Genomic DNA, 25,844 nt, shown 5'->3' with positions numbered 1-25,844 from the left:
CTACGCTCCGGGGCATGACCGACGCAGCGGCTGCAGGCTCCGAGCTGATGCGGCTGCGGGGCGACCCGGCCGCAGGGGGCAGCCCGGGTGGAGCGGGCCTGGTCACCGTCCGGGCGCGGGTGCCGCCACCCGTCGACGGTGCCCAGGACGAGGCGTGGGCGGTCCTGCGACGCGTGAACGAGGTGCTCCTCGCCGCGGTCCTGCTGCCGGCGGAGGAGCACGCATCGCCCGACGCCGACCGCCACCTCCCGCCGTGGTTCCGGCAGGCCTGCGCCCCCGAGGGCGCGCGCTCACCTGACGAGCGACGCTGGACGGCGCGCAGCTGGCTGTCCTGGTTCGACCCGTCGGACCGCCCGTGGCGGTGGTGGGACGCCGAGGTCGTCGCCCCCGACCTGGTCCGGGTCCGGGTGGAGGTGCCGGGGTGGCCGGTCGCTCTGGGCGCGCTGGCGTGGGTGCTCGAGGCGTCCGGCGCCGTCGACGTCACCGAGGACGAGAGCTCCGGATGACCGTCTACGAGGACGGGACAGAGGTCCCCGACGACGGCTACGCCGAAGCCGGTGGTCCGGCCGCGGGGAGCCTGGCCTTCGGCTGGCTCGGACCCGGTGATCTCGGACCTCCCCGTCAGTGTCCCGACTCCCTCCTGCGCGTGCTGGAGGACGCGGCCCGGTCGCCGGTCGGGCGCACGCGCGGCTTCCACCGATGCCCGTTCTGCCCGGATGCCGAGTTCTGGCCGACGCACTACCGGACCACGGACGGGTCGGAGCTGTGGCTCGGGAGCGCCGCGATCGAGGTCCGTGACATGAGTGGTCGGACCTGGCAGGCGCCGAACCTGGTGCTGCACTACGTGACGGCGCACGGCTACCTGCCGCCGGCGCCGCTGGTCGAGACCTACGGGACAGTGCGGTGACCACCGACCTCCAGCAGCTCGTCGCGCTGGTCCCACCGCCGCCGGCGCCGGGGGCGTACGCCACCCCGGCCGCACGGCTCGCTGCCGAGGCGTCCCTCGGTGTCACCCTCCCCGACGACCACCGCGCGCTGCTCGACACCTACGGGCCGGGCGCGTTCGACGACTTCCTGTGGCTGCTCGCGCCCGGCGCCGAGGAGCGGCACCTCGACCTGGTGGAGCAGGCACGCGTCAGGCTCGAGGCGCTGCGGTCGCTGGCCACGGGCGGCGAGGTGGTGCCGTACGACGTCGGCGAGGACGGCGGCGAGCTGCTCCCGTGGGCGGTGACCGACAACGGCGACGTCTGCTTCTGGCGGTGCTCCCCGCGTCACGACCCGGACCGGTGGGGAGTCGTCGTGAACGAGGCCCGCGGGCCGGGGTGGGAGACCTTCGACCTGACCGCGACGGGGTTCCTGCTGGCGGTGCTCTCGGGCCGGGAGCGAGTACGCGCATTCCCGTCGGACGTGCCGTCCGCGCAGCCCCGGTTCACTGCTCGTGCTGCGGAAGGGGCCGGCTGAGGCCGATCCGCGCGCCCACGGCCTCGGGCAGCGGGTAGGGCCGTTCGCGGTCGGGTCGGGTGCGGCGCAGCACGGGGTCCGCACGCATGGCGTGCACCTCGGCGGTGAGGTCGGTCAGGTCGACGATCCACTCGCCGACGTAGGAGGCGACCGTGCGGCCACCGAGGCCCACCTGGATCGAGCGCCACGGGAGCGGGTCGAGGGTCCTGGAGCGTTCGGGGTCCCACTGGACGCGTACGGGACTGGTCGCCTTGAGCCGGGCCCAGGTGTCGTGGTCGGGGTGGATCTCGGCGTCGAGGTGGCTGAGACAGGACGACGCAAGTGCCTCCTCGAAGCCCGCGCGGGTGATCCGGACGGCCAGGACGCGCTCCTGGTCGGGCTTGGTCGCCCAGCCGCAGCGGTACATCATCCACAGGAACGACGGCTTGACCCAGGTCATCCGTTCGCGCTTGAAGGGCGGCACGAACGTCCCGGCCTCCAGGGCGGCGTCGGCGACCCGGTCGGGGTAGGCCTGGTAGACGGTGATGGTCTGGTCGTCGTAGGCGGCGCGGACCTGGCGCAGCGGCGGGGTCGACGGGGACACGGGACCATCATGGAGGCAGGACGATGACGCTCGACGAGGTGCGTGCCCGGGTGGCCCGGCTGGACGTGCCCTCTGACGCCGTCGTCCTCGGCCACGGTGCGGCGGCGAACGAGGCGTGGGTCCTGTGCGATGAGGGCAGCCGGTGGAGCGTCTACTACGCCGAGCGCGGCGGACGTACCGGGGAGCGCCGCCACCCCACGCTCGAGGAGGCCGCCGAGGACCTGCTGGCGCGCCTGGCCCGGGCCTTTCCCGCTCGGGGACCCGGTGGGTAGTGACCGGGGCCGGTCGGAGCGGAGGCGGGTTGCCCACTGTCATCATGGCGGCGTGGACGTCCTGGGTCGGGCTCGTGGCCTGGTGGTCCTGGTCGAGGACCAGCTGACCCGCCGCGACGTGGAGAACGCCTGGGACCTCCTCGACGCGAACGAGACCGGCGTCGCCGTCGAGCTGGTGGCCACCCAGCTCGTCGAGCACGACGCGGCGGTCGACGAGGAGACGGTGCGGCTGGTCCGCTCACTGTGCGAGGAGATGGGCCTGCGCGACGAGGTCTGGCGCTCGCTGCGGGGGACGACCGCAGCCGCACCCGACGGGGTCGCCGGGTCGCTGCGCGCGCTGTCGTCGTTGCTCCACCGCACCGGCGAGCCGCGCTGGGCGGCACTGCTGGGCTCCCTGGCCGACGAGGCCGTCGCGCCCCGTCCGGCCGACGAGCGGCGTCAGCTGCTGGTCACGGTGCTCGGCCTCTACCGCGGGATGGGCGGGCTCGACGACCTCGTCCTCCAGGACGCATCCGGGGTACGCCCGGAGCAGACCGCCCTGGACGTCCTGCGTCGGACGCTTCACGAGCAGGCGGTGCACGAACGCACGACGAGTGCCGTGGTCGGGTCCGCCGAGCAGGAACCCGGGTCGTGACGTCCACCCGTGACGCCCTCGCGAACCTGCTCGTGGCGCTGCAGGCCGAGCGGACCCGTCCGCGGACGCAGCGAGCGACCGGCGCGAGCGACGAGTCGCTGGACGGTGCCGTCGACCGGGTGACCAGGGCGGGGGACCGGCTGCGCGGCGGCGACCGGGTAGGAGCCGTACGGCTGCTCGACGAGCTCGCGCACGAGGTGGTCGACAGCTGGGCCTACGCCCCGCCCGCGAACGACGTGGTCGCGTGCGCGCAGGCGCTGAGGAGCCTTCGATGAGTGGTGTCTTCGAGCTGCTGTCGCAGCCGACCGACGAGCGCGACCACGACGTACCGACGCGGTGGGCGCTGGACATCGCCGACTCGCTGTCTCGCGAACCTGATCGGTGGACTGCTGCCGTGGACGAGCTGGACGACGGGAGGTCCTGGCAGTTGCTCGGGTTCGTGGAACTCGCTGCCTCGCTCGTGGGCCGGGAGGGCAGCCTCCGGCTCGCCGAGCAGGCCGCCTTCGCCCTGGCGCTGCTGCAGGGCGGACCCCTGGACCGGCGGGACGTGATCGTCGTGGCCGACCTGCTCCCACGAGCCTGTGACCGGGCCGGCCTGGACTTCGCCGCCGCGGTGCGGGCGGGGTGCGTACGGGCCGGGGAGCGCGGTGAGTCCTGCCGGGACTGGCTGCTGCAGCGTCCGGTCGGCGCGTCGCTGTACGACGAGGTGGGAGAGGGGCGGACGTTCCGCTACCGCCGAGTGCCGGCGGGGTTCGACGCCGACGATCTGCTCGACCGGTTGGAGCGTCACCGCAAGGACCGCTGATCCGTCAGGCCTCGCCGAGGCGCACTCGCGGGTCCCCGGTGGTCGAGGGCGCGCCGAACCGGCGGTCGAGGAGCGAGCGAAGCGAGCGTCACGAGACCCTCGGCCTACGTCCGCCGGTGGAAGGTGACCTTGTTGTCGGCATGGATCGTCATGTCGTAGGCGGGGTCGTGAGCGCGGGCGTGGTGGTGCGGACACAGCAGCCGTCCGTCCTCGATGTCCGTCTTCCCACCTTTCGAGAACATGGTGTCGTGGTGGGCGTGACACAGCCCCGGTGGCCAGTCGCAGCCCTTGGCGGTGCAGGACTTGTCCCGGGCGTGCATGGCGTAGGTCTGCGCGGCGGTGTACTTGCGTCGGGCCTTGCCCTGGTGGAGGACCTCACCGTTTCCGCCGAGGACCACGGGGATGATCCGCGCCTCACACGCCAGGCGCATGGCCTGGGCGGCGGTCATCGGTGTGCCGTCGTCCAACGTGGCGGTCCCAAGGGCGGTCGTCAGGAGCTCGAAGGTGGTGGTCGCGATGAAGGTCCCGTCGGTGCGCCCCAGCTTGGGTGCGTTCTGTCGGGGGTAGTTCTCGATCAGCTCACAGAACGCCTCACCGAGCTTCTGCGGACCCGGCCGACCCTTGACCCAGTCGCGCTTCTCCCCGGACTCATCGGGGGTGCAGTTGANTCGTAGGAGTCGCAGTGGATGGTCTCGGCCAGGTCAAGGACCGGCCGGATCGTGATGCTGGCCGCGGTCTGAGCCCACTCGCGGACCTGGGCGGTGGTGATCGGGCCCTTGGCGGGGTGCCGGTTGTCCAGGCGTGAGACGAGGGTGTCGTTGACGTCGCCGGCGCCGGCACAGAAGAGCGGGTTGAACACGCCGCCGGGGATGTGGGCGAACAGCACCAGGGCCGGCCCCACCGGCGCCGCCGGCCCCTCCGAACCCTCGGGAAGGGTGGGTTGACCGGTGGCCAGCGAGCCGAGGGCCATTGAGCGGCGGACGTCGAGGGACTCCGTCGACCCGTCCTGGGCGTAGGCCTTCGCCCGGTCCCGCACAGCGGCTTCCAATGCCATGGCGTCGGCGAGGTCGAGGCCGGCGTCGAGCTGGACGGTGCCGTCGACGTGCTGCGAGAGGCCGATGCGGCAGTACCGGCCGTCGGCGGCAGCCTTCCGCTTCTCCTCTGCCGCGGCGGGGTCCCACCGCAGGAGTGCCTCGTCGGTCAGGCGGCTCAGCTGGGCATAGGAGATGGAGTGCGCGAACGGAGCGACGAGCCGGTCGACCTCCGCGGCACCGTCCTCGCACAGGGCCATGGTCTTCTCTGCGACGAGCCGGGCCCGCCACGCCGGGCAGGCCCCGGACACGACGCGTTCCCAGAGCCTGGGGAGGCGGTAGCGGAGCTCGAGGGTGATCGCGATCTGGTCGGCACCGGACCTCGTCGAGACCTCCAACGCCGCGGAGATCTCGATGACCGCGGACTCGCGGACCAGGGGGCACCCGACGCCGCCGAGGGACAGGCCGTGGTCGCCGCACCCGGCGATCCACATCGCCTCGTCGTCACGGAGGGCTTCGTTGATCACGCACCACTCCACGATCGACTGCAGGACCGCGACCTCGGCCGCTGCGCGGACTGCACGTGCGTTCTTCACGACTGCGAGTGCGTCGGCCCTGGTGGCTTCGCGGCGGTTGTCGAGCTCGTGACCCAGTCGAGGAACGAGGGGTCCGGGGACATGACGGCCTCCACCTGGACGTCGAGCATCGGGTCGGGCCCGGTGCTGTCGTCGTTGGTGTGGGCGGTGGTGGTCATTTATCTAGTATAGTCGAACATGCGTTCGATCGTCAGTGGACCTATGTCCTTGTGGAGGGGTCTCGTGACGCTCGCTGCGCTCGCTCCTCGACCACCGTGGTGCGGGCGTCCGTCCTCGACCACCGTCGGGGTGCTGGCGCGGGTCTCGTGACGCTCGCTGGCGCTCGCTCCTCGACCGCCGCGGTGCTGCTCGCTCCTCGACCGCCGACCTGGCGCGGGTCAGCCGGGCGGGGTCACGACCCGCACCACGAGCCGACCGCCCTCGACCGCGTCGGTGGCCAGCACCGCGCGGCCCGGCGCCAGGTCGGTGGGGAGGGTGGCCTCCCAGCGGACGTCGCCGAGCTGCTGCTCGGCCGCCGTCCCGGCGTCGCGGGCGCCCAGGTCGACGACGCGGTCGGCGCGACTCAGGGTCAGCGTGACGTCGGTGAGCGGTCGCTCGGTGACCTCCGGCGCCGAGCAGCCACCGGCCTGGCTGCCGGTGTCGTCACAGCCGTCCACGAAGTAGCTGCCGTCCACGACCAGCGTGCCCCCGGCCTCCACCTCGGGCACGGCTCCGCGCGATCCCGGCGCGTCCTCGACCGCCAGGGTCGGGCCGGCGCAGGACGCCGACGCGGGCGGGGCGCCGCCGGGTGCCGACAGCGCGGCGGCCCCGGCGAGGAGGACACCGCCCAGGACCGCGCCCGTACGCCGTCGCACCGCGCTCAGCGCCCCTCGCGCTGCATCGGCAGGTGGGGGATGCCGTCCTCGAGGAACTCGGGGCCCGAGACGGCGAAGCCGTGGGTGGCGTACCACCGTGCCAGCGGCGACTGCGCGTCGAGGACGACGGCGCGGTCCCCGGTCTCGGCCAGCGCGGCCTGCATCAGCAGGTCCGCCAGCCCCCGTCCGCGCCCGGCGCGGGCCAGCACGACCCGCCCGACCCGGGCGTGGTCGCCGTCGTCGAGCACCCGCAGGTAGCCGAGCAGGACGTCGCCCTCGCGCAGCAGCACGTGGCGCGTGGCCGGCTCGCGGTCGCGCCCGTCGAGGTCGGGGTAGGGGCAGTCCTGCTCGATCACGAAGACGTCCTGCCGCAGCCGCCAGGCGTCGTACGCCGTCGCGACGTCGAGGTCCTCGAACGCCCGGACCTCTACGCGGGTGCTGGTCACCGGACGAACTCTGCCACCGCGGCGCCGGCCGTGCGCGCCTCGGGGACGCCCGGCAGCAGCGGGTAGACGTGGATCAGGTCCGGTCGCTCGACGTAGGTCATCGGCCACCGCGCCGCGGCGGCCCGGTCGGCGAGCAGCCGGCAGCCGGGGTGCAGCAGGTCGCGGGTGCCGCAGAGCACGAGGGTCGGCGGCAGCCCGTCGAGGTCGCCGAGCGCGGGTGACAGCTCCGGGCGCGCCAGCTCGGCCGGGTCGTCGGAGCCGGCCCACCACGAGGCGTAGAGCCGGAGCTTGGCGAGGTGCAGCCAGGGGTCGGTGCCGTCGAGGGTGGCGGTCCGCGGCGTCGACTCGCTGAGGTCGACCCAGGGCGAGACCAGGACCATCCGCGAGGGCGCCGGCCCGCCGCGGTCGCGCAGCTCCTGCGCGACGGCCAGGGCGATGTTGCCCCCGGCGGAGTCGCCGGTCAGGACCACCCGCCCGAGGGCGGCGTACCGCGCGACGTCGTCGACGAGGGCCGCGCGCGAGGACCGCCAGTCGTGCGTGGGGGCCAGCGGGTAGTCCGGCAGCACCACGCGGGCCCCCAGCGGCCCGGCGACCCTCGTGGCCCACCGCACGTGCGCCGCGTCGGTCGGCGACACGAACCCGCCGCCGTGCAGGTGGTAGACGGTCGAGGTGGCCTCGGCGCCCCGGGGCTCGAGGACCCAGACCGGGAGCTCCCCGTCCGCGCCGGCCACGAGCTCGCGACGCACGACCCAGCGCCGCCCGAGACCGGGGACCAGGCCGGTCGGCAGCGACCGGTCGAGGCCCTCCTGGTGGCGGGTGACCCGGTCGCGCTCGGCCGCGGCGGCGACCTCGACCCCGCCGGAGACGTCGAGGTCGGCTGATCCGCGCAACCGCGGGACGAGGGTGGCGAGGAGCTGGTGGCGCAGGCTCGGGGTCACCGCCGCAGCCTCCCACGCCGATCCACGCGGAACGCCCCGTATGGTGGCCGTACGACAGGGGAGCACGCGCAGCGTGCTGAGAGTGCGGACCAGCCGCAGACCCTTGAACCTGCTCCGGCTAGTACCGGCGAAGGGAGTCATGATGATGCTGCCTGCACGCACCCGAGGTGCCGCGCGACCGCTCCTGGCGGGGGTGGGGGCCGCCGTGCTGCTGCTCACCACGTCCTGCAGCCTCGCGGGCGGTGACGACGACGAGGCGACGAGCAGCTCCGACGGCGCCGCGGGCCAGGCCGGCGGGACCGTCACGCTGGTCACCCACGACTCGTTCGTGCTGCCGAAGAAGGTCCTGCGCGGCTTCACCGAGGAGACCGGTTACGACCTCGAGCAGCGCCCGCTCGGCGACGCCGGCGCGATGACCAACCAGCTCGTCCTCGCCGCCGGGACGCCCCCCGGGGACGTCGCCTTCGGCGTCGACAACACCTTCGCCTCCCGGGCACTCGAGGAGGACGTCTTCGTGCCGGCCCTGCCCGACGACCTCCCCGCCGGGGTCGAGGACGACCTGATGCCCGGCGACGACGAGGGCCTGCTGACGCCGGTCGACGACGGCAACGTCTGCGTCAACGTGGACGACACCTGGTTCGCCGAGCGCGACCTCGAGCCCCCCGCCTCCCTCGACGACCTCGTCGACCCGGCGTACGCCGACCTGCTCGCGCTCCCCGCGGCCACCACCAGCTCGCCCGGCCTGGCCTTCCTGCTGGCCACGATCGACGAGTACGGCGACGACTGGCCCACCTACTGGGAGGCCCTGGTCGACAACGGCGCCGAGATCACCTCCGGGTGGGAGCAGGCCTACCAGTCCCGCTTCACCCAGGGCGGCGGCGACGGCGACCGCCCGGTCGTCGTCTCCTACGACTCCTCGCCGGCCTTCACCGTCGACGGCGGCGAGAGTGCGACCAGCGCGCTGCTCGACACCTGCTACCAGCAGGTCGAGTACGCCGGGGTGCTCGCCGGGGCCGAGAACCCGGAGGGCGGTGCGGCGCTGGTCGAGTACCTCCTCTCGCCGGAGGTCCAGGAGGCGCTGCCGGAGAGCATGTACGTCTTCCCGGTCGTCGAGGACACCCCGCTGCCGGCCGACTGGGCCCGCTTCGCCGACCGGCCGACCGACCCGTACGCCGTGGACCCCGCCGAGATCGCCGCGAACCGCGACACCTGGCTGCGCGAGTGGGCCGACGTCACCAGCCGGTGACGGCCGCGACCTCGACCACCACCCGCCGGCTGGCCACCACGGCGGCGCTGGCCGCGCTCCCGCTGGCCGTCCTCGGGCTGTTCTTCCTGCTCCCCGTGGCCGGCATGGTCGACCGCGGCCTGCGCCCCGATGGGGTGCTCGACCCCGGTGCGGTGCTGGAGGTGCTCACCCGGCCGCGCACCGGACGGGTCGTCTGGTTCACGCTGTGGACCGCAACCCTCGGCACGGTGGTCGCGGTCGTGCTCGGCCTGCCCGCGGCCTACGTCCTGCACCGGTTGCGGTTCCCCGGGCGCGGGCTCGTCCGGGCCCTGCTGCTGGTGCCGTTCGTGCTGCCCACCGTCGTGGTCGGGGTCGCCTTCGACCTGCTGCTGCGCGACGGCGGCCCGCTGGCCGGGCTCGGCCTCGCCGGCACCCCGGCCGCGATCGTCGCGGGCCTGGTCTTCTTCAACGTGGCCGTGGTCGTGCGCAGCGTGGGCGCGACCTGGGAGGGGCTCGACCGTCGGCCGGCGGAGGCGGCCGCGGCGCTCGGGGCCGGCCCGTGGCAGGTCTGGTGGACCGTCACCGTCCCGGCGCTGCGCCCGGCCGTGGTCTCGGCGGCCAGCGTCGTCTTCCTCTTCTGCGCCACCGCCTTCGGCGTCGTGCTGGTCATCGGCGGGGTCCGGTACGCGTCGGTGGAGACCGAGATCTACCTCCTCACCGCGAACCTGCTCGACCTCCAGGCCGCCGCCGCGCTCTCCCTGGTGCAGCTGCTGGCCGTGGTCGCCCTGCTGCTGGTCTCGGCGCGGCTGCGCACCACCGCCGACCCGACCCGTTCGCGGGTGGTCGCCGCGCCGCGCCGGCCGGCCCGCGGCGACCTCGTCCCGGTCGTGGTCACCGCGCTGGTGCTGCTCGCGGTGGCCGCGCCGATCGCTGCGCTGGTCGTCGGGTCGCTGCGGGTCGACGGGGCGTGGAGCCTCGCGTCGTACCGCGCCCTGGGCGCCGACCCCGGTGACGCGGGCGGGCAGGCGCTGCTGGTCCCGGTCACCGACGCCCTGCTGAACTCCCTGCGCACCGCCGTCGACGCGACCTGGATGTCGGTCCTGCTCGGGCTGCTCGTCGCCGCCGTGGTCACCCGCCGGTCGCGCTCGCGCGCCGAGCGGCGGGTCCGGTCCCTGCTCGACGGGCTCTTCATGCTGCCGCTCGGCGTCTCCGCGGTCACCCTCGGCTTCGGCTTCCTGGTCACCCTCGGCCGGCCTCCGCTGGAGCTGCGCGACAACCCGCTGCTGGTCCCGGTCGCCCAGGCCCTGGTCGCCCTGCCGCTGGTGGTCCGCACCCTGGTGCCGGTGCTGGCCTCGGTCGACGAGCGGCTCCGCCAGGCCGCCGCGTCGCTGGGCGCGAGCCCGGCCCGTGCCCTGCTCGCGGTCGACCTGCCGGTGCTGTGGAAGCCGCTGGTGGGGGCTGCCGGGTTCGCCTTCGCGGTCTCGCTGGGGGAGTTCGGTGCGACCTCGTTCCTGGCCCGCCCCGACCACCCGACCGTCCCGGTCGTCATCTTCCGGCTGCTCGGCAACCCCGGCGAGCTCAACTACGGCATGGCCCTGGCCGCGTCGGTGGTGCTCGCCGCCACCACCGCGGGCGTCATGCTCGCCGTGGAGCGGCTGCGCGTGCCGTCGCTCGGGGCCTGGTGAGAGGGACGTGAGGAGGACCGTGGGACTCAGCGTGCGCGACCTGTCCGTGTCGTACGACGGCGTGCCGGCCGTGCGGGGAGCCAGCCTCGAGGTGCCGGGCGGGTCCACCCTGGCCGTCCTCGGCCCGTCCGGCTGCGGCAAGTCCACCCTGCTGCGCGCCGTGGCCGGCCTGGAGCCGCCGGACGCCGGGACGATCGGCTGGGTCGCGGGGGAGGGGCGCGGGGTCGAGGACCTGACCCGGGTCCCCACCCACCGGCGCGGCTTCGCGCTGATGTTCCAGGACGGGCAGCTGTTCCCGCAGATGACCGTCGGGCGGAACGTGGCGTACCCGCTGCGCCTGCGGCGCGCCCCGAGCGCGGAGCGGCGCCGGCGGACCACCGAGCTGCTCGCCCTGGTCGGGCTCGGGGGGTACGCCGACCGGCTGCCCACGACGCTGTCCGGGGGCGAGCGGCAGCGGGTGGCCCTGGCCCGGTCCCTGGCCGCCGACCCGCGGCTGCTGCTGCTCGACGAGCCCCTCTCGGCCCTCGACGCCGGCCTGCGCGAGCGGCTGGCCACCGACCTGCGCGACATCCTGCGCGCCGCCGGCACGACCACGGTGCTGGTCACGCACGACCACGAGGAGGCGTACGCCGTGGCCGACCGCCTCGCGGTGATGCGCGACGGCGTCGTCGTCCAGCAGGGCGCGACGGCCGAGGTCTGGCGGCACCCGCACGACGCGGCGACGGCGCTGTTCCTCGGCTACGCCCGGGTGCTGGAGGGTGACGCGGCGACCCCGGTGCTGGCCGCCGCCGGCCTGGGGCCGTCGTCCGCGGTGGCCCTGCGGCGCTCGGCGCTGGTCCTCGCGGACCGGGGCAGCACGGCGGGTCTCCGGGGGCGCGTCGTCTCCTGGCGGGCCACGCCCGACCAGGTCCGGCTGGTGCTCGACGTGCCCGGCGCGGGGGAGGTCGACGCCGTCGCGGGGGCGTCGGGCCCGCCGGCCGGGCTCGCCGTCGGGGACGAGGTCCGGGTCACGGTCGACGCGGACCGCCTCGCCGTCGTGTGAACGGGCCGTGAACGGCCCACCTAGACTGACGCCCGTGCATCGCAGAGCCTGGACCCTCCTCGTGGGCATCGCCGCCACCATGGGCGTGCTCGCCTTCGCGGTGTCCTACCTCTACGACCGGCCGCTGCTGGACCCGGAGGGCAGCTTCCTCGGCCCGACGTGGCTGCGCCTGCCGCTGCTGCTGCTCGGCGCGCTGCTGCTCGACCTGCTGCCCCGCACGCTGTGGTTCTCCCGCGGCAACCCGAAGACGATGCCCGGCATCGTCCGGGAGCGGCTGCGCACCCACTGGGACCGCGACCGGCTGACGCTGGTCGCGCTGGGCGTCTTCTGCTTCTACATCACCTACGTCAGCTACCGGAACCTCAAGTCCGTGCTGCCCGAGGTCATCGACACCAAGTACGACCGCGAGCTGCACCTCGTCGACCGGGTGCTGATGTTCGGCGGCGACCCCTCCGACGTCCTGCACGCCGTGCTCGGCACCGGCATCTCGGCGCACGTGCTGTCCTACATCTACCTGTGGTTCCTGCCGCTGGTGCCGATCGCGCTGACCGCCTGGCTGGTCTTCCCCAAGAACCTGTCGTACGGGTACTGGTTCGCCACCTCGCAGTGCATCGCCTGGACCCTCGGCACGCTGTCCTACTACCTGCTGCCCACGCTGGGGCCGGGCTTCGAGTACTCCGCGAAGTACAAGGACGTCGTCGACGCAGGGACGCCCAGCGGCGACCTGATGGACTCGCTGTCCAACTCGCGCGCCACGGTGCTCAGCCAGCTCGACGGGGCCGAGGGCCTGGTGAACTCGGTGGCCGGCTTCGCCAGCCTGCACACCGCCATCACGCTGCTGGTGGCCCTCATGGTCCAGTTCACGCTGCAGTCGCGGACGCTGAAGATCGTGTTCTGGGCGAACTTCGGGATCACGGTGGTCGCCACGCTCTACTTCGGCTGGCACTACATCCTCGACGACGTCGCCGGCATCTTCATCGCCTTCGTCGCCTTCTACGTCGGCGGCCTGGCCAGCGGGCACAAGTTCGAGCGCGGCAGCCTGCGCTCCCACCCCACCACGACGACCGACAAGGTCCCGGTCGACCGCTGAGGTCCTGACCGACCCCGCGTCACCGCGTCACCGCGTCCCCGCCTCCCGGCGCGGGACGTCATACGCCTGTGCGGTCGGCCCGCGCGCGGACCGCATGACGTCCCACGACCCGTACGACGTGAATTACATCGTTGTAGTTCGCAAGTCGACACGCCGCGTCGAGGTGACTTTCTTGGTGAAGATGTTTCTTTTGTGACTCGTGAGCACTAGCGTGACGCGAGTGCCGCATGGGAACCCACCTCGCGAGCGCTCCCGTGTCCGTCGTCAGCCAGGAGTCCCTCACGTGCACCGCCCCCGCGGAACGGTCCGTCGCCTCGCCCCCTCCCTGATCGCGCTCACCGTGCTGTCCGGCGTCCTCGGCGTGCCGGCTGCCCAGGCCGACCCGGCAGCTGTCCCGGTCCCCAGCCGCGCCGAGATCGACGCCGCCGCCGGCGAGGCCGACGTCGCGGAGATGGACCTCGCGACCGTGCGGGCCCAGCTCGCCGCGGCCGACCTCGAGGTCCAGGAGTCGGCCGAGCGCGCCGCCCGCGCCGCGGAGGCCTACAACGGCGCCCGCTGGCGCGCCGAGGAGGCCGACGAGGCCGCCGACCGTCGCGAGGTGCTCGCCGACGTGGCCGCCGACGTGGCCGCCGACCTGCGGCAGTCCTACGCCGACGCCGTGCTGACCGGCTACGAGCAGGCCCCCACGATGACCGCGCTGTCCTCGCTGACCCGCGCCGACGGCATCGGCTCCGTGGTCGACCGCACCAGCGCGCTGCGGATGGCCACCGAGGCGCTCGACGAGCGCACCCGCGAGGCCGAGGGCGCCGCTCGCAGCGCCTCCGCCGAGCGCACCACCGCCGTGATCGACCGGCTCGCCGCCGACGCCGCCGCGGACGACGCCGAGCAGGCCCGCGACCTCGCCGCCGCCACCGCCCGCTCCGCGGCGAGCCAGGCCGCGCTGGTCGCCGACCAGCGCGACGCCCTGGTCGCCCGCGCCGCGGCGCTGCAGGGCGTCAGCGCCGCGCTCGCCGCCCGGCGCCAGGCCGGGCTCGAGGCCCGCGCCGCCGCCCGGGCGCAGGCCGAGGTCGCCGCCCAGGCCGCGGAGCAGGCCGCCGCTGCCGGCCAGTCCGGCCAGTCCGACGCGACCGACCAGGCCGACCAGGGACTCGACGTCGCCACGGACCGCGCCCCGGCGTCGGTCCCGCCGCCCGTGACGCCCGACCTCACCGACCTGCCCGCGATCCCGGACGTCCCGCCGGCGCCCGCACCGCTGCCGGCCCTCCCCGCCGTCCCGGCCGCCCCCGCTCCGGCCGCCGCAGCGGCAGCCCCGTCCGCCACCGGCGGAGCCGCTGCCGTCGCCTTCGCCCGCCAGCAGCTCGGCGAGCCGTACGTCTGGGCCGCCGACGGTCCCGACTCCTGGGACTGCTCGGGCCTGACCATGGGCGCCTGGGCCGCCGGCGGGACGCCCCTGCCGCACTACTCCGTCGCACAGTACGAGGCCTCGACGCCGATCGCGCCGTCCGACCTGCAGCCCGGCGACCTCGTCTTCTGGGGTGACTCCTCCGACCCCGGGTCGATCTTCCACGTGGCGCTCTACGCCGGGGACGACATGATCATCCACGCCCCGCGCACGGGTCGCCCGGTCGTCGAGGAGTCCATCTACTACTGGCGGCTGCCGGACTTCTACGCCCGCCCCTGAGCCGGGCGCGCACCCGCCCTTGCGGAGACCTCCCCCGACCCGCTCGCTGGCGGTAGCGTGCACACATGTCCACTGACACCGTGACCCCGCGCTCCACGACGCCGGAGGGCGAGGGCGTGACCGACGCCACCCACGCCCCCGGCGGCACCCCGGTAGAGGGGGCGTTCGACCCCGCCGCGATGACCCGCCTGCTCGACGGGCGCTACACCGAGGTGCGGGCGCTGGTGCGCTCCAACCTCGCGGAGTACGCCTCCGTGCTCGAGGACGCCGAGACGATGAGCCGCGCGGACTACCGCGAGCGGGTCAAGGACATCGTGCTCGAGATGGCCGCCACCGGCCAGACCGGGATGGGCTTCCCCGAGGAGTACGGCGGGGGCGGCGACATCGGCGCGTCCGTGGCCGCCTTCGAGACGCTGGCCCTGGGCGACCTGTCGGTGCTGGTGAAGACCGGTGTGCAGTTCGGGCTCTTCGGGGGCGCGATCCAGCAGCTCGGCACGAAGCGGCACCACGACGCCTACCTCCGTCCGCTGATCACCGGCGAGCTGCTCGGCTGCTTCGCGATGAGCGAGACCGGCCACGGCTCCAACGTGCAGGCCCTGGACACGACCGCGACGTACGACGCGGACACCGAGGAGTTCGTCCTGCACACGCCGACCGAGCAGGGCGGCAAGGACTACATCGGCAACGCCGCGCAGCACGGCGAGGTCGCCGTCGTCTTCGCCCAGCTCCGCGTCGCCGGCGAGGGCCACGGCGTGCACGCCTTCGTGGTCCCGATCCGCTCCGGCGGGGAGGCCTGCGCGGGCGTCCGGATCGAGGACGACGGCCTCAAGATGGGGCTGAACGGCGTCGACAACGGGCGGCTGTGGTTCGACCAGGTGCGGGTGCCGCGTGACGCGCTGCTGGACCGCTTCGCCGCCGTGAGCGCCGAGGGCGTCTACTCCAGCCCGATCGAGAACCCGAACCGGCGCTTCTTCACCATGCTCGGCACCCTGATCACCGGTCGTGTCTGCGTCGGCGGCGCCGGCATCAACGCCGCCAAGGTCGCCCTGGCGGTCGCGGTGAAGTACGGCCTGCGCCGCCGCCAGTTCGAGGCGGCGTCGAAGGACGAGGAGCAGCTGGTCATGGACTACGGCATGCACCAGCGCCGGCTCTTCCCGCGCCTGGCGCGCGGCTACGCGATGCACTTCGCCCAGGAGGCGCTGGCCGCCGAGCTGCACACCGTGCTGACCGACCAGGTCGAGGACGACACCCGCCGTCGCGAGCTGGAGACGATGGCTGCGGGCATCAAGGCGCTCGGTACCTGGCACGCCACCGACACCATCCAGGAGTGCCGCGAGGCCTGTGGCGGCGCGGGCTACCTCGCCGTCAACCGGTTCCCGGCGCTCAAGGCCGACACCGACGTCTTCACCACCTTCGAGGGCGACAACCACGTCCTGCTGCAGCTGGTCGCCAAGGGCCTGCTGACGAACTACGCCGAGGAGTTCGAGGACCTCGACTCGCTCGGGATGGCCCGCTTCGTGGCCGGGATGGCCGTCGACACCGTCGTGGAGCGCACCAGCGTCCACAAGCTCCTCGAGCGGCTGCGCGGCGTGCTGCCCGGCGGCGACGACGAGGGCGTCGAGGGGGTCCGGGACACCGACTACCACCTGACGATGCTGCGCTTCCGCGAGGAGCACCAGGTCGGCGGCGTGGCCCGCCGGCTGAAGCGCGGGATCGACGCCGGCGGCAACCCGGGCGTGGTCTTCTCCGAGGTGCAGGACCACGTCATCGCCGCGGCCCGCTCGCACGTGCAGCGGGTCGTGCTGGAGGCGTTCGTGGCGAAGGTGCGCGGCCTGCCGGAGGGCGAGCTGCGCGACGCGCTGCAGCTGCTCTGCGACCTCCACGCGCTCTGCACGATCGAGGACGACCGGGCCTGGTTCATGGAGCACGGCCGGCTCTCGGTGCCGCGGTCCAAGGCGATCAGCCGCGAGGTCAACGCGCTGTGCCGCCGGGTGCGCCCGCTGGCCGAGGCCTACGTCGACGGCTTCGGGGTGCCGCCGGAGATGCTCCGCGCGCCCGCGCTGGTCGACGCCTACGCCAACGCCACCCGCACGGCGCCCGGCGAGACCCACTAGGCAGCGGGGCTCCGGTGGTGCCCGGCGAGCGTGGCTGCGCCGTCCTCCTGCCCGGTCGGGCCTACGACGTCTCGGCGCCCCTGCTGGCCCGTGCGGGCCAGGTGCTGGCCGCGGAGGGGTGGGAGGTCCGGCGCCTCGCGTGGGACGGCCCGGCGCCCCTGCCCGGGGAGGTCGACCCGGGCGTCGCGGAGGACTTCGTCGTCCGGCACCTCCGGGCCGCCACCGCCGACCTGCAGCCCGGGAGGGCGGGCGCGGTGCTGGTCGTCGCGAAGTCGCTCGGCACCCGCGCGGCGGCGAACGCCGCCTCCCGCGGCTGGTCCGCGGCCTGGCTGACCCCGCTGCTGGACGACGCGTCCTGCCGTGCCGGGATCGCCGCGAACCCCGCGCCGCAGCTGCTGGTGGGCGGCACCGCCGACGCGTACTGGGACGCAGCCGTCGCGGCCGGTCTGGGTCGTGCGGCGTCGGTGGAGGTGCTCGAGGTCGAGGCCGCCGACCACGGCCTGGCCCTGCCCGGGGAGGCCGCGGTCTCCGCGGCGGTGCTCGACCGGGTCGGCGAGGCGCTGGCGGCGCTCGCCCGCCAGGTGGGGGTGACGCCGTGAAGGTCGTGGGCGGCTGGTCCGAGGACCCGTTGTGGGCGCACGTCTACGACTGGATGGTCGAGCACCCCGTGGCCGGGGGAGCGGCGTTCCGGGTCGGCCTCGGCTCACCGCTGCGGCTGCTGCACGAGGCGACGTACGAGCTCGGCAGCCTGCCCGCGGGCACGCGGGTGCTCGACGTGCCGTGCGGTGGGGGCGTGGCGCTGCGCGGGCTGAGGCCCGGGCAGGGCCTGGACTACCTCGCGGTCGACGTCAGCGAGGCGATGCTGCGGCGCACCCGCGAGGCCGCGCACGACCGCGGGGTGGGCGACCAGGTCACGACGGTGCGGGCCGACGTGGGCGCGCTGCCGTACCCCGACGCGCACGTCGACCGGGTGCTGACCCTGACCGGGCTGCACTGCTTCCCCGACCCCGCCGCCGCGGTGGCCGAGATGGCCCGCGTGCTGCGGCCCGGCGGGGTCCTGACCGGCAGCACCGTGCTGGAGGACGCCGGCCCGCGCTGGTGGCCGATGCGCGTGGGCGGCCGGATCGGCGGGATCCTCGGCCCCGGCGTCACCGCCGCCCAGGTCCGCGACCTGCTCGCCGCGCACGGGATGGTCGACGTGGAGCTGGAGGTCAGCGGCGCGCTCGGCTACCTCCGCGCCCGCCGAGATGGCGCTTGCGGACAGCCGAGATGACGCTCGCGGCGCGCCGAGATGACGATTTCGGCGCGCCAGGCAGACCCGGAGGGGTCAGTGACCCTCGTCGATCTGGCGCTGGAAGGACGCCTTGACCTCGGCCTCGGCCTCGGTGCGCCCGACCCAGTCGGCGCCCTCGACGGACTTTCCGGGCTCGAGGTCCTTGTAGACCTCGAAGAAGTGCTGGATCTCGAGCCGGTCGAACTTCGGGACGTGGTTGATGTCGCGGATGTGCTCCGCGCGGGGGTCCGTGGACGGCACGCACAGCACCTTGTCGTCGCCGCCGGCCTCGTCGGTCATCCGGAACATCCCGATCGCGCGGCACTTGATCAGGCAGCCCGGGAAGGTCGGGGCCTGCAGCAGCACCATGGCGTCGAGCGGGTCGCCGTCCTGGCCGAGCGTGCCCTCGATGAACCCGTAGTCGGTGGGGTACTGCGTGGAGGTGAACAGCATCCGGTCCAGGCGCATGCGCCCGGACTCGTGGTCGACCTCGTACTTGTTGCGCTCGCCCTTGGGGATCTCAATGAGCACGTCGAACTCGAGCACCTGTCCACCTCTCTCGCCTGCCGCGACCGCCGCGGCCGTGGCGCGCTCATCCTGCCAGGCCGGGGCCGGGCCCGGGGCGCCCGCCCGGAACCGGCCGTCGGCACGCCATGATGGAGCGGTGAGCGAGCAGACCGGGCGGCGTCGGGGCCGGGGCGCCCTCGTGGTCCTGGTCGTCGCCGTCCTCGCGGTCGTCCTCGCCGTGACCACCGACCTCGCGCTGCGCCAGCCGCCCCGGCAGCCGCCCGGTCCGGCCGGGATCGCCCCGCCCCCCGGGCTCGACCTGCCGCAGGCCCGTCCGGCCCCCGCGGTGGCCGACGCCGCGCCCTCCGCACCGGTCGCTCCGGAGGCCGTACGGCGGGCGCTGGCCGGGCCCCTGGCCGACCCCGACCTCGGGCGGCACGTCGTCGCCTCGGTCGCCGGGCTCGACGGGGGTCCCCGCTGGGAGCTGGGTGGGACGGGACCGGGCCAGGTCGCCGTGCCGGCCTCGACGACCAAGGTGGTCACCGCGACCGCGGCGCTGCTCGCCCTCGGCCCCGAGCACACCTTCAGGACCCGGGTCGTGGCCGGCGGCCCCGGCCGCGTGGTGCTGGTCGGCGGGGGCGACCCCTTCCTGACCACCGCCCCGCCCGGTGACGGCGAGGAGGCGTACCCGCCGGTCGCCGACGTCGTCGACCTCGCCCGCCAGAGCGCCCGGGCCCTGCGCGCCGACGGCGTGCGAGCGGTCCGGGTCGGCTACGACGACACGCTGTTCGCCGGTCCGTCGGTGAGCCCCCGGTGGCCCGCGACCTACCTGCCCGACGTGGTGACGCCGATCCACGCGCTGTGGGTGGATCAGGGGATCGACACCAATGGCTTCCGGGTGGTGGACCCGCCGCGGTCGGCCGCGGACGCCTACGCCGCCGCCCTGCGCGCCGAGGGGATCCGGGTCCGCGGCGCTCCGGCGCCCGTGACGGCTCCCGCGGCGGCGCGCGACCTGGCCTCGGTGGAGTCCGCCCCGCTCTCGGCGGTCGTCGAGCAGGTGCTGCGGGTCAGCGACAACGAGGGCGCCGAGGTCCTGCTGCGCCACGTCGGCCTGGCGACCGGGCGGGCCGGCTCCTTCGACGGCGGTCGGGCCGGCGTCCAGGAGGAGCTCGCCGCCGCCGGGGTCGACCTGGCCGCGCCGTCGGTGCTCTGGGACGGGAGCGGGCTGTCGCGGGAGAACCTGCTCGACCCCGACCTCCTGGTCGACGTCCTCCAGCTGGCCGCCTCCGAGGACCGTCCCGACCTGCGGGCGGTCGTCACGGGCCTGCCCGTCGCGGGCTTCGACGGGTCGCTCGCCGACCGGTTCGACACCGGCGACCCGCGGGCACCCGGGCGCGTACGGGCCAAGACCGGGACCCTGTCCAACGTCTTCGGGCTCGCCGGTCTGGCCGTCGGCGCCGACGGGCGGCCGGTCGTCTTCGCGCTGATGGCCGACCGGATCCGGCTCTCGCGCACCTCGCTGGCCCTGGAGTCGCTGGACCGTGCTGCCGCGGCCCTGGCCGGCTGTCGCTGCACGCGCTGAGGCCTCCGTACGCCCCCGGCGGGTGTCCGCAACCGTCATCTCGACGCGCCGCGAGCGTCATCTCGGCTGTCCGCGAGGGTCATCTCGGCGGAGGGGCCCGGCTAGATTGCAGGACATGAGCTCCCCTGCCACGACCGGCCCGTCCTCCTCCGGCCCGTCGATGATCGACTGGGACCTCGCCGTCTCGCTGGCCTCCCGGCTCGCGGGGGAGGGGCCGCGGGTGCCGCGGGACCGCGCCGTCGCGGCCGTCGCCGAGCTGCGCGCCGACGCGGACCGCTCGACCGGGCTGGTGCGCGACTTCACCGGCCTGGAGGCCGAGGACCACGGCGCCCCGGTCCTGGTCGTCGACCGGCCGGGCTGGATCCAGGCCAACGCCGACGGGTTCCGCCGGATCATCGACCCCCTCGCGGACCGGATCACCAGCGCCAAGCCCCCCAGCGGCCTCACCCGCGCCGTCGGCTCCCGGATCACCGGCGCCGAGGTCGGCGGCCTGCTCGGCTTCCTGGCCGGCAAGGTGCTCGGCCAGTTCGACCCGTTCGCCGACCCGGCCGGACGCCTGCTGCTCGTGGCGCCCAACGTGGTCGCCGTCGAGGACGAGCTCGGGGTCGACCCGACCGACTTCCGGCTGTGGGTCTGCCTGCACGAGGAGACGCACCGGGTGCAGTTCACCGCCGTGCCGTGGATGCGCGAGCACCTCTTCTCCGAGATCGAGAACCTCTCCGCCACGGTGCGACCCGACGCCCCGATCGACGAGACCCTCAAGCGGCTCACCGAGACCGTGCGGGCCGTGCGCCGCGACGGCATGGGACAGGGCGGGCTGCTCGACCTGCTCGGCAGCCCCGAGCAGAAGGCCGTGCTCGACCGCGTCACCGGGATGATGTCGCTGCTCGAGGGGCACGCGGACGTCGTGATGGACGGCGTCGGACCGCAGGTGATCCCGTCGGTCAAGCGCATCCGCGCCTCCTTCGACCGGCGCCGGCAGGGCGTCGGCACGCTGGACCGTGTCCTGCGCCGGCTGCTCGGGCTCGACGCCAAGATGGCGCAGTACCGCGACGGCGCCGCCTTCGTCCGCGGGGTCGTCGACACCGTCGGCATGGAGCGCTTCAACGCCGTCTGGGAGCGACCCGAGCACCTGCCCACCAAGGCCGAGCTGCTCGACCACGGGGCGTGGATCCGCCGGGTCCTCTGATCCGGGCCCGCCCCCGATGAGCCACGACTACGCCGTCGTCGCGGTCCGCCGCGCGGTCCGCGACGCCCTGGCCGGTCTCGACCCTCGCAGCACCGGACCGGTGGTGGTCGCCTGCTCCGGCGGAGCGGACTCCCTGGCGCTGCTGTCCGCGACCGTCGCCGAGGTGGCGCGCGCCGCCCGTGCGGGCGCCCCGGCGCCCCGGGTCGTCGGCGCCACGGTCGACCACGGCCTCCAGGACGGCTCGGCCGGGCACGCGGACCGGGTGGTCGCGCAGATGGCCGCGATCGGCGCCGACGAGACCCTCACCGCACGGGTCCAGGTCACCACCGAGGGACGCGGGCCGGAGGCCGCCGCCCGCGAGGCGCGGTACGCCGTGCTGGAGCAGGTCGCGGCCAGCCTCGACGCCGCCGCGGTCCTGCTCGGCCACACCCTCGACGACCAGGCCGAGACCGTGCTGCTCGGACTGGCCCGCGGCTCCGGCGGCCGCTCCGTGGCCGGCATGCGTCCCGGTTTCGGGCCGTTCCTGCGGCCGCTGCTCGACGTCCGTCGCGCCGAGACCCGGGCGTACTGCACCGCCGAGGGCCTCGAGGTGTGGGACGACCCGCACAACGAGGACCCCCGCTTCACCCGGGTCCGGGTCCGGCACCGGGTGCTGCCGGTCCTGGAGCAGGAGCTCGGTCCCGGCGTCGCCGAGACCCTGGCCCGGACGGCCGGTCAGCTGCGGGCCGACACCGAGGCGCTCGACGCGTGGGCCGAGGGCGCCCTGGCCACGGTCTCGGTCGGCGACGGGGCGCTCGACCTGGCCCCGCTCGCCGGCCTGCCCCCGGCCGTGCGCACCCGCGTCCTGCGCGCGGCGGCGCTGCGGGCCGGGTCGCCGGCCGCCGAGCTCTTCCACGTGCACGTCACCGCGCTGGACCGCCTGGTCGCCGGACGCCTGCGCGGCCAGGTGCAGCTGCCCGGGCACGTCACGGGGTCGCTGGCGGCCGGCACGCTGCGGTTCACCCCGACGGTGGTCCCGGACTAGGCCGGGGCCGGGTCCGGCGGGACCGCGGCCGGGCAGCCCTCAAGCCCGCCGTCACGACGGCCGAGACACCGGGTGCGGGAGACGCCCGGTCCCATCCCCCCGAGGGGCCGGGCCTCCCGCCCCGCCGACCTCCGCCGTACTCCCGAGGACCCTCCATGGCCGCACGCCGCTCGCCGCTCGCCCTGCTCGCCACCGGAGCCCTGACGGCGGCCGTCGTCCCCGGCCTGGGCTTCGTGGCAGGGGTCGCCGCCGGCCCCGTCGCGGCGGCGCCGCCCGATGCCGTCGCCGGCACGGGCCTCCTGGCCACCCCCGACGCGCCCCCGCAGGGGCGGGCCTGGCTGGAGGGCCTCGTGGTCGACCAGGCCGGACGGCGCCTGGACGACGTGGTCGTGCAGGCCTTCGACGTCGACGACCTCGCCGCGGACGCCGACGCGGAGCCGGTCTCGTCGTGGCTCACCTACGCCGACCCGGCCGACGGCCCCGCACACGGCTTCTACCGGCTCTACGTCCCGCAGGGGCGCACCGCGTCGTACGAGGTCCGCCTCTCCAGCCCCGAGGGGGCCGCCGACCCGTACCGGGCCCGCACCCTCGACGATGCCGTCGTCGTCGGAGGAGGCAAGAAGCAGCCCGGCGAGGTCAAGGAGCTGGGCACCGCCGTGATGACCCTCGAGCGCAAGGCCGACGCCACGGTCCGGCTCAAGGCCTCCCGCGACGTCTCGAAGCCCGGGCGCACCGCGCGCCTGGCCGTCACCGTGACGAGCCCGGACGTCGACCCGGTGACCGGGAGGCTCCTGCTGGGCGTCGATGGCCGGACCCGGGGCCGGCAGCCGCTGACCCGCCAGGACGACGGTCGCGCCGCCTTCACGCTGCCGGCCCTCAAGCCCGGGAAGCACACCCTCACGGTCCGCTACGCCGGCTCCGACCTGGTGCGGGCGACCTCGGGCCGTACCGCGGTCAAGGTCGACCAGCCGCCGAGGAAGGGCAAGGGCACCGGGCGCCGCTGAGCCGACCCTGTGGGAGGCTTCCCGCCATGGATGCGTCGCACGTGGAGCAGGACCTGGTCAACGTCCTGTTCACCGAGGCCCAGATCCGCGAGCGGCTGGCCGAGATGGCCGCCCAGATCGAGGAGGACTACGAGGGCCAGGACCTGGTCATCGTGGGCATCCTCCGGGGCGCGGTGATGGTGATGGCCGACCTGGCGCGGGCCTTCGGCCGGCACCTGGAGATGGACTGGATGGCGGTGTCGTCCTACGGCTCGGGCACCAAGTCCAGCGGCGTCGTCCGGATCCTCAAGGACCTCGACAGCGACATCTCCGGCCGGCACGTGCTGGTCGTCGACGAGATCATCGACACCGGGCTGACCCTGTCCTGGCTGACCGCGAACCTCTCCTCGCGCAACCCCGCCAGCGTCGAGATCGCGACCCTGCTCCGCAAGCCCGAGGCCCTCCAGATGCCGGTCGACGTCAAGTACGTCGGTTGGGACATCCCCAACGAGTTCGTCGTCGGGTACGGCCTGGACTACCGCGAGCGCTACCGCAACCTGCGCGACATCGCGACGCTGGCGCCGCACGTCTACTCCTGAGCCCTGCTGCTGCGCGTGGGCGGCGTTGCCGTCCACGTGTACCGTCGCAAGTCAGTCCACCGTGCGCCGGCCGGACCGGCCTCACCCGCCGGAGCAGGTCGCGGCGCCCATCTGCCTGAGGTCGAGAGAAGTCTGTGAAGAAAGCGCTCAAGGGTCCCTGGGTCTGGATCGTGGTCGCCGTCGTGGCGGTCCTGGTCGCCCTGAACTTCTTCGTCCCCGGAGGCGGGTACGACGAGGTGCCGACCTCGCAGATGGAGTCCTACATCGCCGAGGGCCAGGTCGACGAGATCACCCTCATCGACGGTGAGCAGTCCATCCAGGCCACGCTCGACGACGGCGTGCGCGACGAGGGCGAGCAGGTGCAGTCCGCCTACGTGCTCGGCCAGATCGAGGGCATCGTCGACGCCGTCGACGAGCAGGTCGCCGCGGGCACGATCAGCGAGTCGAACTCCGAGAACCCGCAGCCCAGCTTCCTGGGCCAGCTGCTCGGGGCGTTCCTGCCGATCCTGCTGATCGTCGGCATCTTCCTGTTCCTGATGAACCGGATGCAGGGCGGCGGCGGCCGTGGGGTCATGCAGTTCGCGAAGTCCAAGGCGAAGCTGATCTCCAAGGACATGCCGAAGTCGACCTTCGCCGACGTCGCCGGCTGCGAGGAGGCGATCGAGGAGCTCGGCGAGATCAAGGAGTTCCTCCAGGAGCCTGCGAAGTTCCAGGCCGTCGGCGCCAAGATCCCCAAGGGCGTCCTGCTCTACGGCCCCCCGGGCACCGGCAAGACCCTGCTGGCGCGGGCGGTGGCCGGCGAGGCCGGTGTGCCGTTCTACTCGATCTCCGGCTCCGACTTCGTCGAGATGTTCGTCGGCGTCGGTGCCTCCCGCGTCCGCGACCTGTTCGAGCAGGCCAAGGAGAACGCCCCGGCGATCGTGTTCATCGACGAGATCGACGCCGTCGGCCGCCACCGTGGCGCCGGCATGGGCGGCGGTCACGACGAGCGCGAGCAGACCCTCAACCAGCTGCTGGTCGAGATGGACGGCTTCGACGTCAAGGGCGGCGTGATCCTGATCGCGGCGACCAACCGTCCCGACGTGCTCGACCCCGCGCTGCTGCGCCCGGGCCGCTTCGACCGCCAGATCCAGGTCGACGCCCCCGACCTCAAGGGCCGCCACCAGGTCCTGCAGGTCCACTCCCGCGGCAAGCCGATGGCCGAGGACGTCGACCTCGTCTCGGTCGCCCGACGCACCCCCGGCTTCACCGGAGCCGACCTCGCGAACGTCCTGAACGAGGCCGCCCTGCTCACCGCGCGCAACGGCGGCAAGCTGATCGACGCCGAGGCCCTCGACGAGGCCATCGACCGCGTGATCGCCGGCCCGCAGCGCCGTACCCGGCTGATGAACGAGCACGAGAAGCTGATCACCGCCTACCACGAGGGCGGCCACGCCCTGGTGGCCGCGGCGCTGCCCGGCACCGACCCGGTCCACAAGATCACGATCCTGCCGCGCGGACGGGCCCTGGGCTACACGATGGTGCTGCCCGACGAGGACCGCTACTCCCAGACGCGCAGCCAGATGCTCGACCAGCTGGCCTACATGCTGGGCGGCCGCGCCGCGGAGGAGATGGTCTTCCACGACCCCACCACCGGTGCCGGCAACGACATCGAGAAGGCCACCAACCTGGCCCGCGCGATGGTCACCCAGTACGGCATGACCGAGCGGCTCGGCGCGATCAAGCTCGGCGACGCCACCTCCGAGCCGTTCCTGGGCCGCGACATGGGCCACCAGCGCAACTACTCCGAGGACGTCGCCGCCGCCGTCGACGAGGAGACCAAGAAGCTCCTCGCCGTGGCGCACCAGGAGGCCTTCGACATCCTCGAGGAGAACCGCGACGTCCTCGACGAGCTGGTGCTCGCGCTGCTCGACCGCGAGACCCTGGACAAGAAGGAGATCGCCGAGGTCTTCGAGGCCCTGCGCCGCCGGCCCGACCGCCCCGCCTGGACCGGCTCGCCCTCGCGCAACCCCTCGGTGATACCGCCGGTGGAGGTGCCGCAGGAGATCAAGGACCGCGCCCTGGCCCACGCCCAGGCCAACGGGCACTTCCCGGCCGCCGACTCCGGCACGATCCTGACCCCTCCCGGCGCCGACGGCGACGTCCACGACCCGACGCTGCCCCCGGACGGCGGCGGCTCCGGCCCGGTCCCGCCCGCGCCCGGGGCGGGCCCCTCGGGGACCCTCTGAGG

The 25,844-nt window shown here is 74.4% G+C and carries 28 protein-coding genes and 1 riboswitch; of the genes, 21 read left to right on the top strand and 7 right to left on the bottom strand.

Annotated elements, in window-relative coordinates; genetic code table 11:
- The first annotated feature begins 14 nt into the window (after nucleotides 1-14).
- Genes GV155_RS17270 through GV155_RS17260 form a run of 3 tightly spaced genes read left to right on the top strand, consistent with a single transcriptional unit; the run spans nucleotide 15 to nucleotide 1,461 of the window.
- On the top strand, nucleotides 15-506 hold the full coding sequence (locus GV155_RS17270) for a hypothetical protein (protein ID WP_160009955.1): 492 nt from the start codon (nucleotides 15-17) through the stop codon (nucleotides 504-506).
- Nucleotides 503-907 carry a DUF7919 family protein gene (locus GV155_RS17265; protein WP_160009953.1) on the top strand — a complete coding sequence of 135 codons (405 nt, stop codon included), beginning with the start codon at nucleotides 503-505 and terminating at the stop codon, nucleotides 905-907. The genes GV155_RS17270 and GV155_RS17265 overlap by 4 nt, the downstream gene beginning before the upstream one ends.
- Nucleotides 904-1,461: an SMI1/KNR4 family protein gene (locus tag GV155_RS17260; RefSeq protein ID WP_160009951.1), complete on the top strand. Its 558-nt coding sequence runs from the start codon at nucleotides 904-906 to the stop codon at nucleotides 1,459-1,461. Before GV155_RS17265 ends, GV155_RS17260 begins: the two co-directional genes overlap by 4 nt.
- On the opposite strand, the gene GV155_RS17255 is transcribed toward GV155_RS17260, so the two are convergent.
- Nucleotides 1,430-2,044 (bottom strand): DUF4291 domain-containing protein, encoded by a 615-nt coding sequence (locus GV155_RS17255; RefSeq protein WP_236554397.1) that lies wholly within the window; start codon nucleotides 2,042-2,044, stop codon nucleotides 1,430-1,432. The genes GV155_RS17260 and GV155_RS17255 overlap by 32 nt on opposite strands.
- Nucleotides 2,045-2,067: 23 nt before the next feature.
- Between GV155_RS17255 and GV155_RS20860 the strand changes: the two genes are divergently transcribed.
- Genes GV155_RS20860 through GV155_RS17240 form a run of 4 tightly spaced genes read left to right on the top strand, consistent with a single transcriptional unit; the run spans nucleotide 2,068 to nucleotide 3,755 of the window.
- On the top strand, nucleotides 2,068-2,316 hold the full coding sequence (locus GV155_RS20860) for a hypothetical protein (protein WP_236554396.1): 249 nt from the start codon (nucleotides 2,068-2,070) through the stop codon (nucleotides 2,314-2,316).
- Between the two features lie 52 nt (nucleotides 2,317-2,368).
- On the top strand, nucleotides 2,369-2,950 hold the full coding sequence (locus GV155_RS17250) for a MafI family immunity protein (RefSeq protein WP_160009949.1): 582 nt from the start codon (nucleotides 2,369-2,371) through the stop codon (nucleotides 2,948-2,950).
- Nucleotides 2,947-3,225: a hypothetical protein gene (locus tag GV155_RS17245; RefSeq protein ID WP_160009947.1), complete on the top strand. Its 279-nt coding sequence runs from the start codon at nucleotides 2,947-2,949 to the stop codon at nucleotides 3,223-3,225. Before GV155_RS17250 ends, GV155_RS17245 begins: the two co-directional genes overlap by 4 nt.
- Complete coding sequence (locus GV155_RS17240; protein ID WP_160009945.1) at nucleotides 3,222-3,755, top strand: hypothetical protein; 534 nt, start codon at nucleotides 3,222-3,224, stop codon at nucleotides 3,753-3,755. The genes GV155_RS17245 and GV155_RS17240 overlap by 4 nt, the downstream gene beginning before the upstream one ends.
- A gap of 104 nt (nucleotides 3,756-3,859) precedes the next feature.
- Here GV155_RS17240 and GV155_RS21165 read toward each other — a convergent pair whose 3' ends face one another.
- From GV155_RS21165 to GV155_RS17215, 5 genes are all read right to left on the bottom strand, one after another.
- Entirely contained in the window at nucleotides 3,860-4,297 is a 438-nt protein-coding gene (locus GV155_RS21165; RefSeq protein WP_442938872.1) for an HNH endonuclease signature motif containing protein, read from the bottom strand.
- Nucleotides 4,298-5,378: 1,081 nt separating this feature from the next.
- Complete coding sequence (locus GV155_RS17230) at nucleotides 5,379-5,540, bottom strand: hypothetical protein (RefSeq protein ID WP_160009943.1); 162 nt, start codon at nucleotides 5,538-5,540, stop codon at nucleotides 5,379-5,381.
- 219 nt (nucleotides 5,541-5,759) lie between these two features.
- A complete protein-coding gene (locus GV155_RS17225; protein WP_160009941.1) occupies nucleotides 5,760-6,236 on the bottom strand; it encodes a hypothetical protein in 477 nt (158 codons plus the stop codon).
- 5 nt (nucleotides 6,237-6,241) lie between these two features.
- Nucleotides 6,242-6,682, bottom strand: a complete 441-nt coding sequence (locus GV155_RS17220; protein ID WP_160009939.1) for a GNAT family N-acetyltransferase — start codon at nucleotides 6,680-6,682, stop codon at nucleotides 6,242-6,244.
- Nucleotides 6,679-7,620, bottom strand: a complete 942-nt coding sequence (locus tag GV155_RS17215; protein WP_160009937.1) for an alpha/beta hydrolase fold domain-containing protein — start codon at nucleotides 7,618-7,620, stop codon at nucleotides 6,679-6,681. Before GV155_RS17215 ends, GV155_RS17220 begins: the two co-directional genes overlap by 4 nt.
- Nucleotides 7,621-7,666: 46 nt before the next feature.
- Nucleotides 7,667-7,773: riboswitch (TPP riboswitch) on the top strand.
- Between the two features lie 52 nt (nucleotides 7,774-7,825).
- Between GV155_RS17215 and GV155_RS17210 the strand changes: the two genes are divergently transcribed.
- The 8 genes from GV155_RS17210 (at nucleotide 7,826) to GV155_RS17175 (ending at nucleotide 17,730) form a co-directional block, all read left to right on the top strand.
- On the top strand, nucleotides 7,826-8,866 hold the full coding sequence (locus tag GV155_RS17210; RefSeq protein WP_236554395.1) for a thiamine ABC transporter substrate-binding protein: 1,041 nt from the start codon (nucleotides 7,826-7,828) through the stop codon (nucleotides 8,864-8,866).
- Nucleotides 8,863-10,530 (top strand): ABC transporter permease, encoded by a 1,668-nt coding sequence (locus tag GV155_RS17205; protein WP_236554394.1) that lies wholly within the window; start codon nucleotides 8,863-8,865, stop codon nucleotides 10,528-10,530. Before GV155_RS17210 ends, GV155_RS17205 begins: the two co-directional genes overlap by 4 nt.
- Nucleotides 10,531-10,549: 19 nt before the next feature.
- The gene (locus GV155_RS17200; protein ID WP_160009935.1) at nucleotides 10,550-11,572 is read left to right on the top strand and encodes an ABC transporter ATP-binding protein; all 1,023 of its coding nucleotides are present in this window, start codon (nucleotides 10,550-10,552) and stop codon (nucleotides 11,570-11,572) included.
- Between the two features lie 34 nt (nucleotides 11,573-11,606).
- Nucleotides 11,607-12,662 (top strand): phosphatase PAP2 family protein, encoded by a 1,056-nt coding sequence (locus GV155_RS17195; RefSeq protein WP_236554393.1) that lies wholly within the window; start codon nucleotides 11,607-11,609, stop codon nucleotides 12,660-12,662.
- 283 nt (nucleotides 12,663-12,945) lie between these two features.
- Nucleotides 12,946-14,343 carry a C40 family peptidase gene (locus tag GV155_RS20525; protein ID WP_201300222.1) on the top strand — a complete coding sequence of 466 codons (1,398 nt, stop codon included), beginning with the start codon at nucleotides 12,946-12,948 and terminating at the stop codon, nucleotides 14,341-14,343.
- Nucleotides 14,344-14,408: 65 nt separating this feature from the next.
- Entirely contained in the window at nucleotides 14,409-16,457 is a 2,049-nt protein-coding gene (locus tag GV155_RS17185) for an acyl-CoA dehydrogenase family protein (RefSeq protein WP_160009933.1), read from the top strand.
- Nucleotides 16,458-16,474: 17 nt separating this feature from the next.
- On the top strand, nucleotides 16,475-17,056 hold the full coding sequence (locus tag GV155_RS17180; RefSeq protein ID WP_201300221.1) for a hypothetical protein: 582 nt from the start codon (nucleotides 16,475-16,477) through the stop codon (nucleotides 17,054-17,056).
- The gene (locus tag GV155_RS17175; RefSeq protein ID WP_160009929.1) at nucleotides 17,053-17,730 is read left to right on the top strand and encodes a class I SAM-dependent methyltransferase; all 678 of its coding nucleotides are present in this window, start codon (nucleotides 17,053-17,055) and stop codon (nucleotides 17,728-17,730) included. The genes GV155_RS17180 and GV155_RS17175 overlap by 4 nt, the downstream gene beginning before the upstream one ends.
- Before the next feature lie 54 nt (nucleotides 17,731-17,784).
- On the opposite strand, the gene GV155_RS17170 is transcribed toward GV155_RS17175, so the two are convergent.
- Nucleotides 17,785-18,276: an inorganic diphosphatase gene (locus GV155_RS17170; protein ID WP_160009927.1), complete on the bottom strand. Its 492-nt coding sequence runs from the start codon at nucleotides 18,274-18,276 to the stop codon at nucleotides 17,785-17,787.
- 118 nt (nucleotides 18,277-18,394) lie between these two features.
- Here GV155_RS17170 and dacB point away from each other — a divergent pair, with 118 nt between their 5' ends.
- From dacB to ftsH, 6 genes are all read left to right on the top strand, one after another.
- Nucleotides 18,395-19,819 (top strand): D-alanyl-D-alanine carboxypeptidase/D-alanyl-D-alanine endopeptidase, encoded by a 1,425-nt coding sequence (gene dacB, locus GV155_RS17165; RefSeq protein ID WP_160009925.1) that lies wholly within the window; start codon nucleotides 18,395-18,397, stop codon nucleotides 19,817-19,819.
- Between the two features lie 115 nt (nucleotides 19,820-19,934).
- Complete coding sequence (locus tag GV155_RS17160; protein ID WP_236554392.1) at nucleotides 19,935-21,008, top strand: zinc-dependent metalloprotease; 1,074 nt, start codon at nucleotides 19,935-19,937, stop codon at nucleotides 21,006-21,008.
- Nucleotides 21,009-21,024: 16 nt separating this feature from the next.
- A complete protein-coding gene (tilS, locus tag GV155_RS17155) occupies nucleotides 21,025-22,032 on the top strand; it encodes a tRNA lysidine(34) synthetase TilS (RefSeq protein ID WP_160009923.1) in 1,008 nt (335 codons plus the stop codon).
- Between the two features lie 155 nt (nucleotides 22,033-22,187).
- Nucleotides 22,188-23,036, top strand: a complete 849-nt coding sequence (locus GV155_RS17150; protein ID WP_160009921.1) for an Ig-like domain-containing protein — start codon at nucleotides 22,188-22,190, stop codon at nucleotides 23,034-23,036.
- A gap of 26 nt (nucleotides 23,037-23,062) precedes the next feature.
- Nucleotides 23,063-23,614, top strand: coding sequence for a hypoxanthine phosphoribosyltransferase (gene hpt, locus GV155_RS17145; protein WP_160009919.1), 552 nt, complete (start codon nucleotides 23,063-23,065; stop codon nucleotides 23,612-23,614).
- 134 nt (nucleotides 23,615-23,748) lie between these two features.
- Nucleotides 23,749-25,842: an ATP-dependent zinc metalloprotease FtsH gene (gene ftsH / locus GV155_RS17140; RefSeq protein ID WP_160009917.1), complete on the top strand. Its 2,094-nt coding sequence runs from the start codon at nucleotides 23,749-23,751 to the stop codon at nucleotides 25,840-25,842.
- Nucleotides 25,843-25,844: the final 2 nt, after the last annotated feature.

This window comes from Nocardioides sp. AX2bis (assembly GCF_902506435.1).
Classification (GTDB): Bacteria; Actinomycetota; Actinomycetes; order Propionibacteriales; family Nocardioidaceae; genus Nocardioides.
The sequence above is the reverse complement of the archived record's forward strand: the minus strand, read 5'-3'. Positions and strand labels throughout refer to the sequence as shown.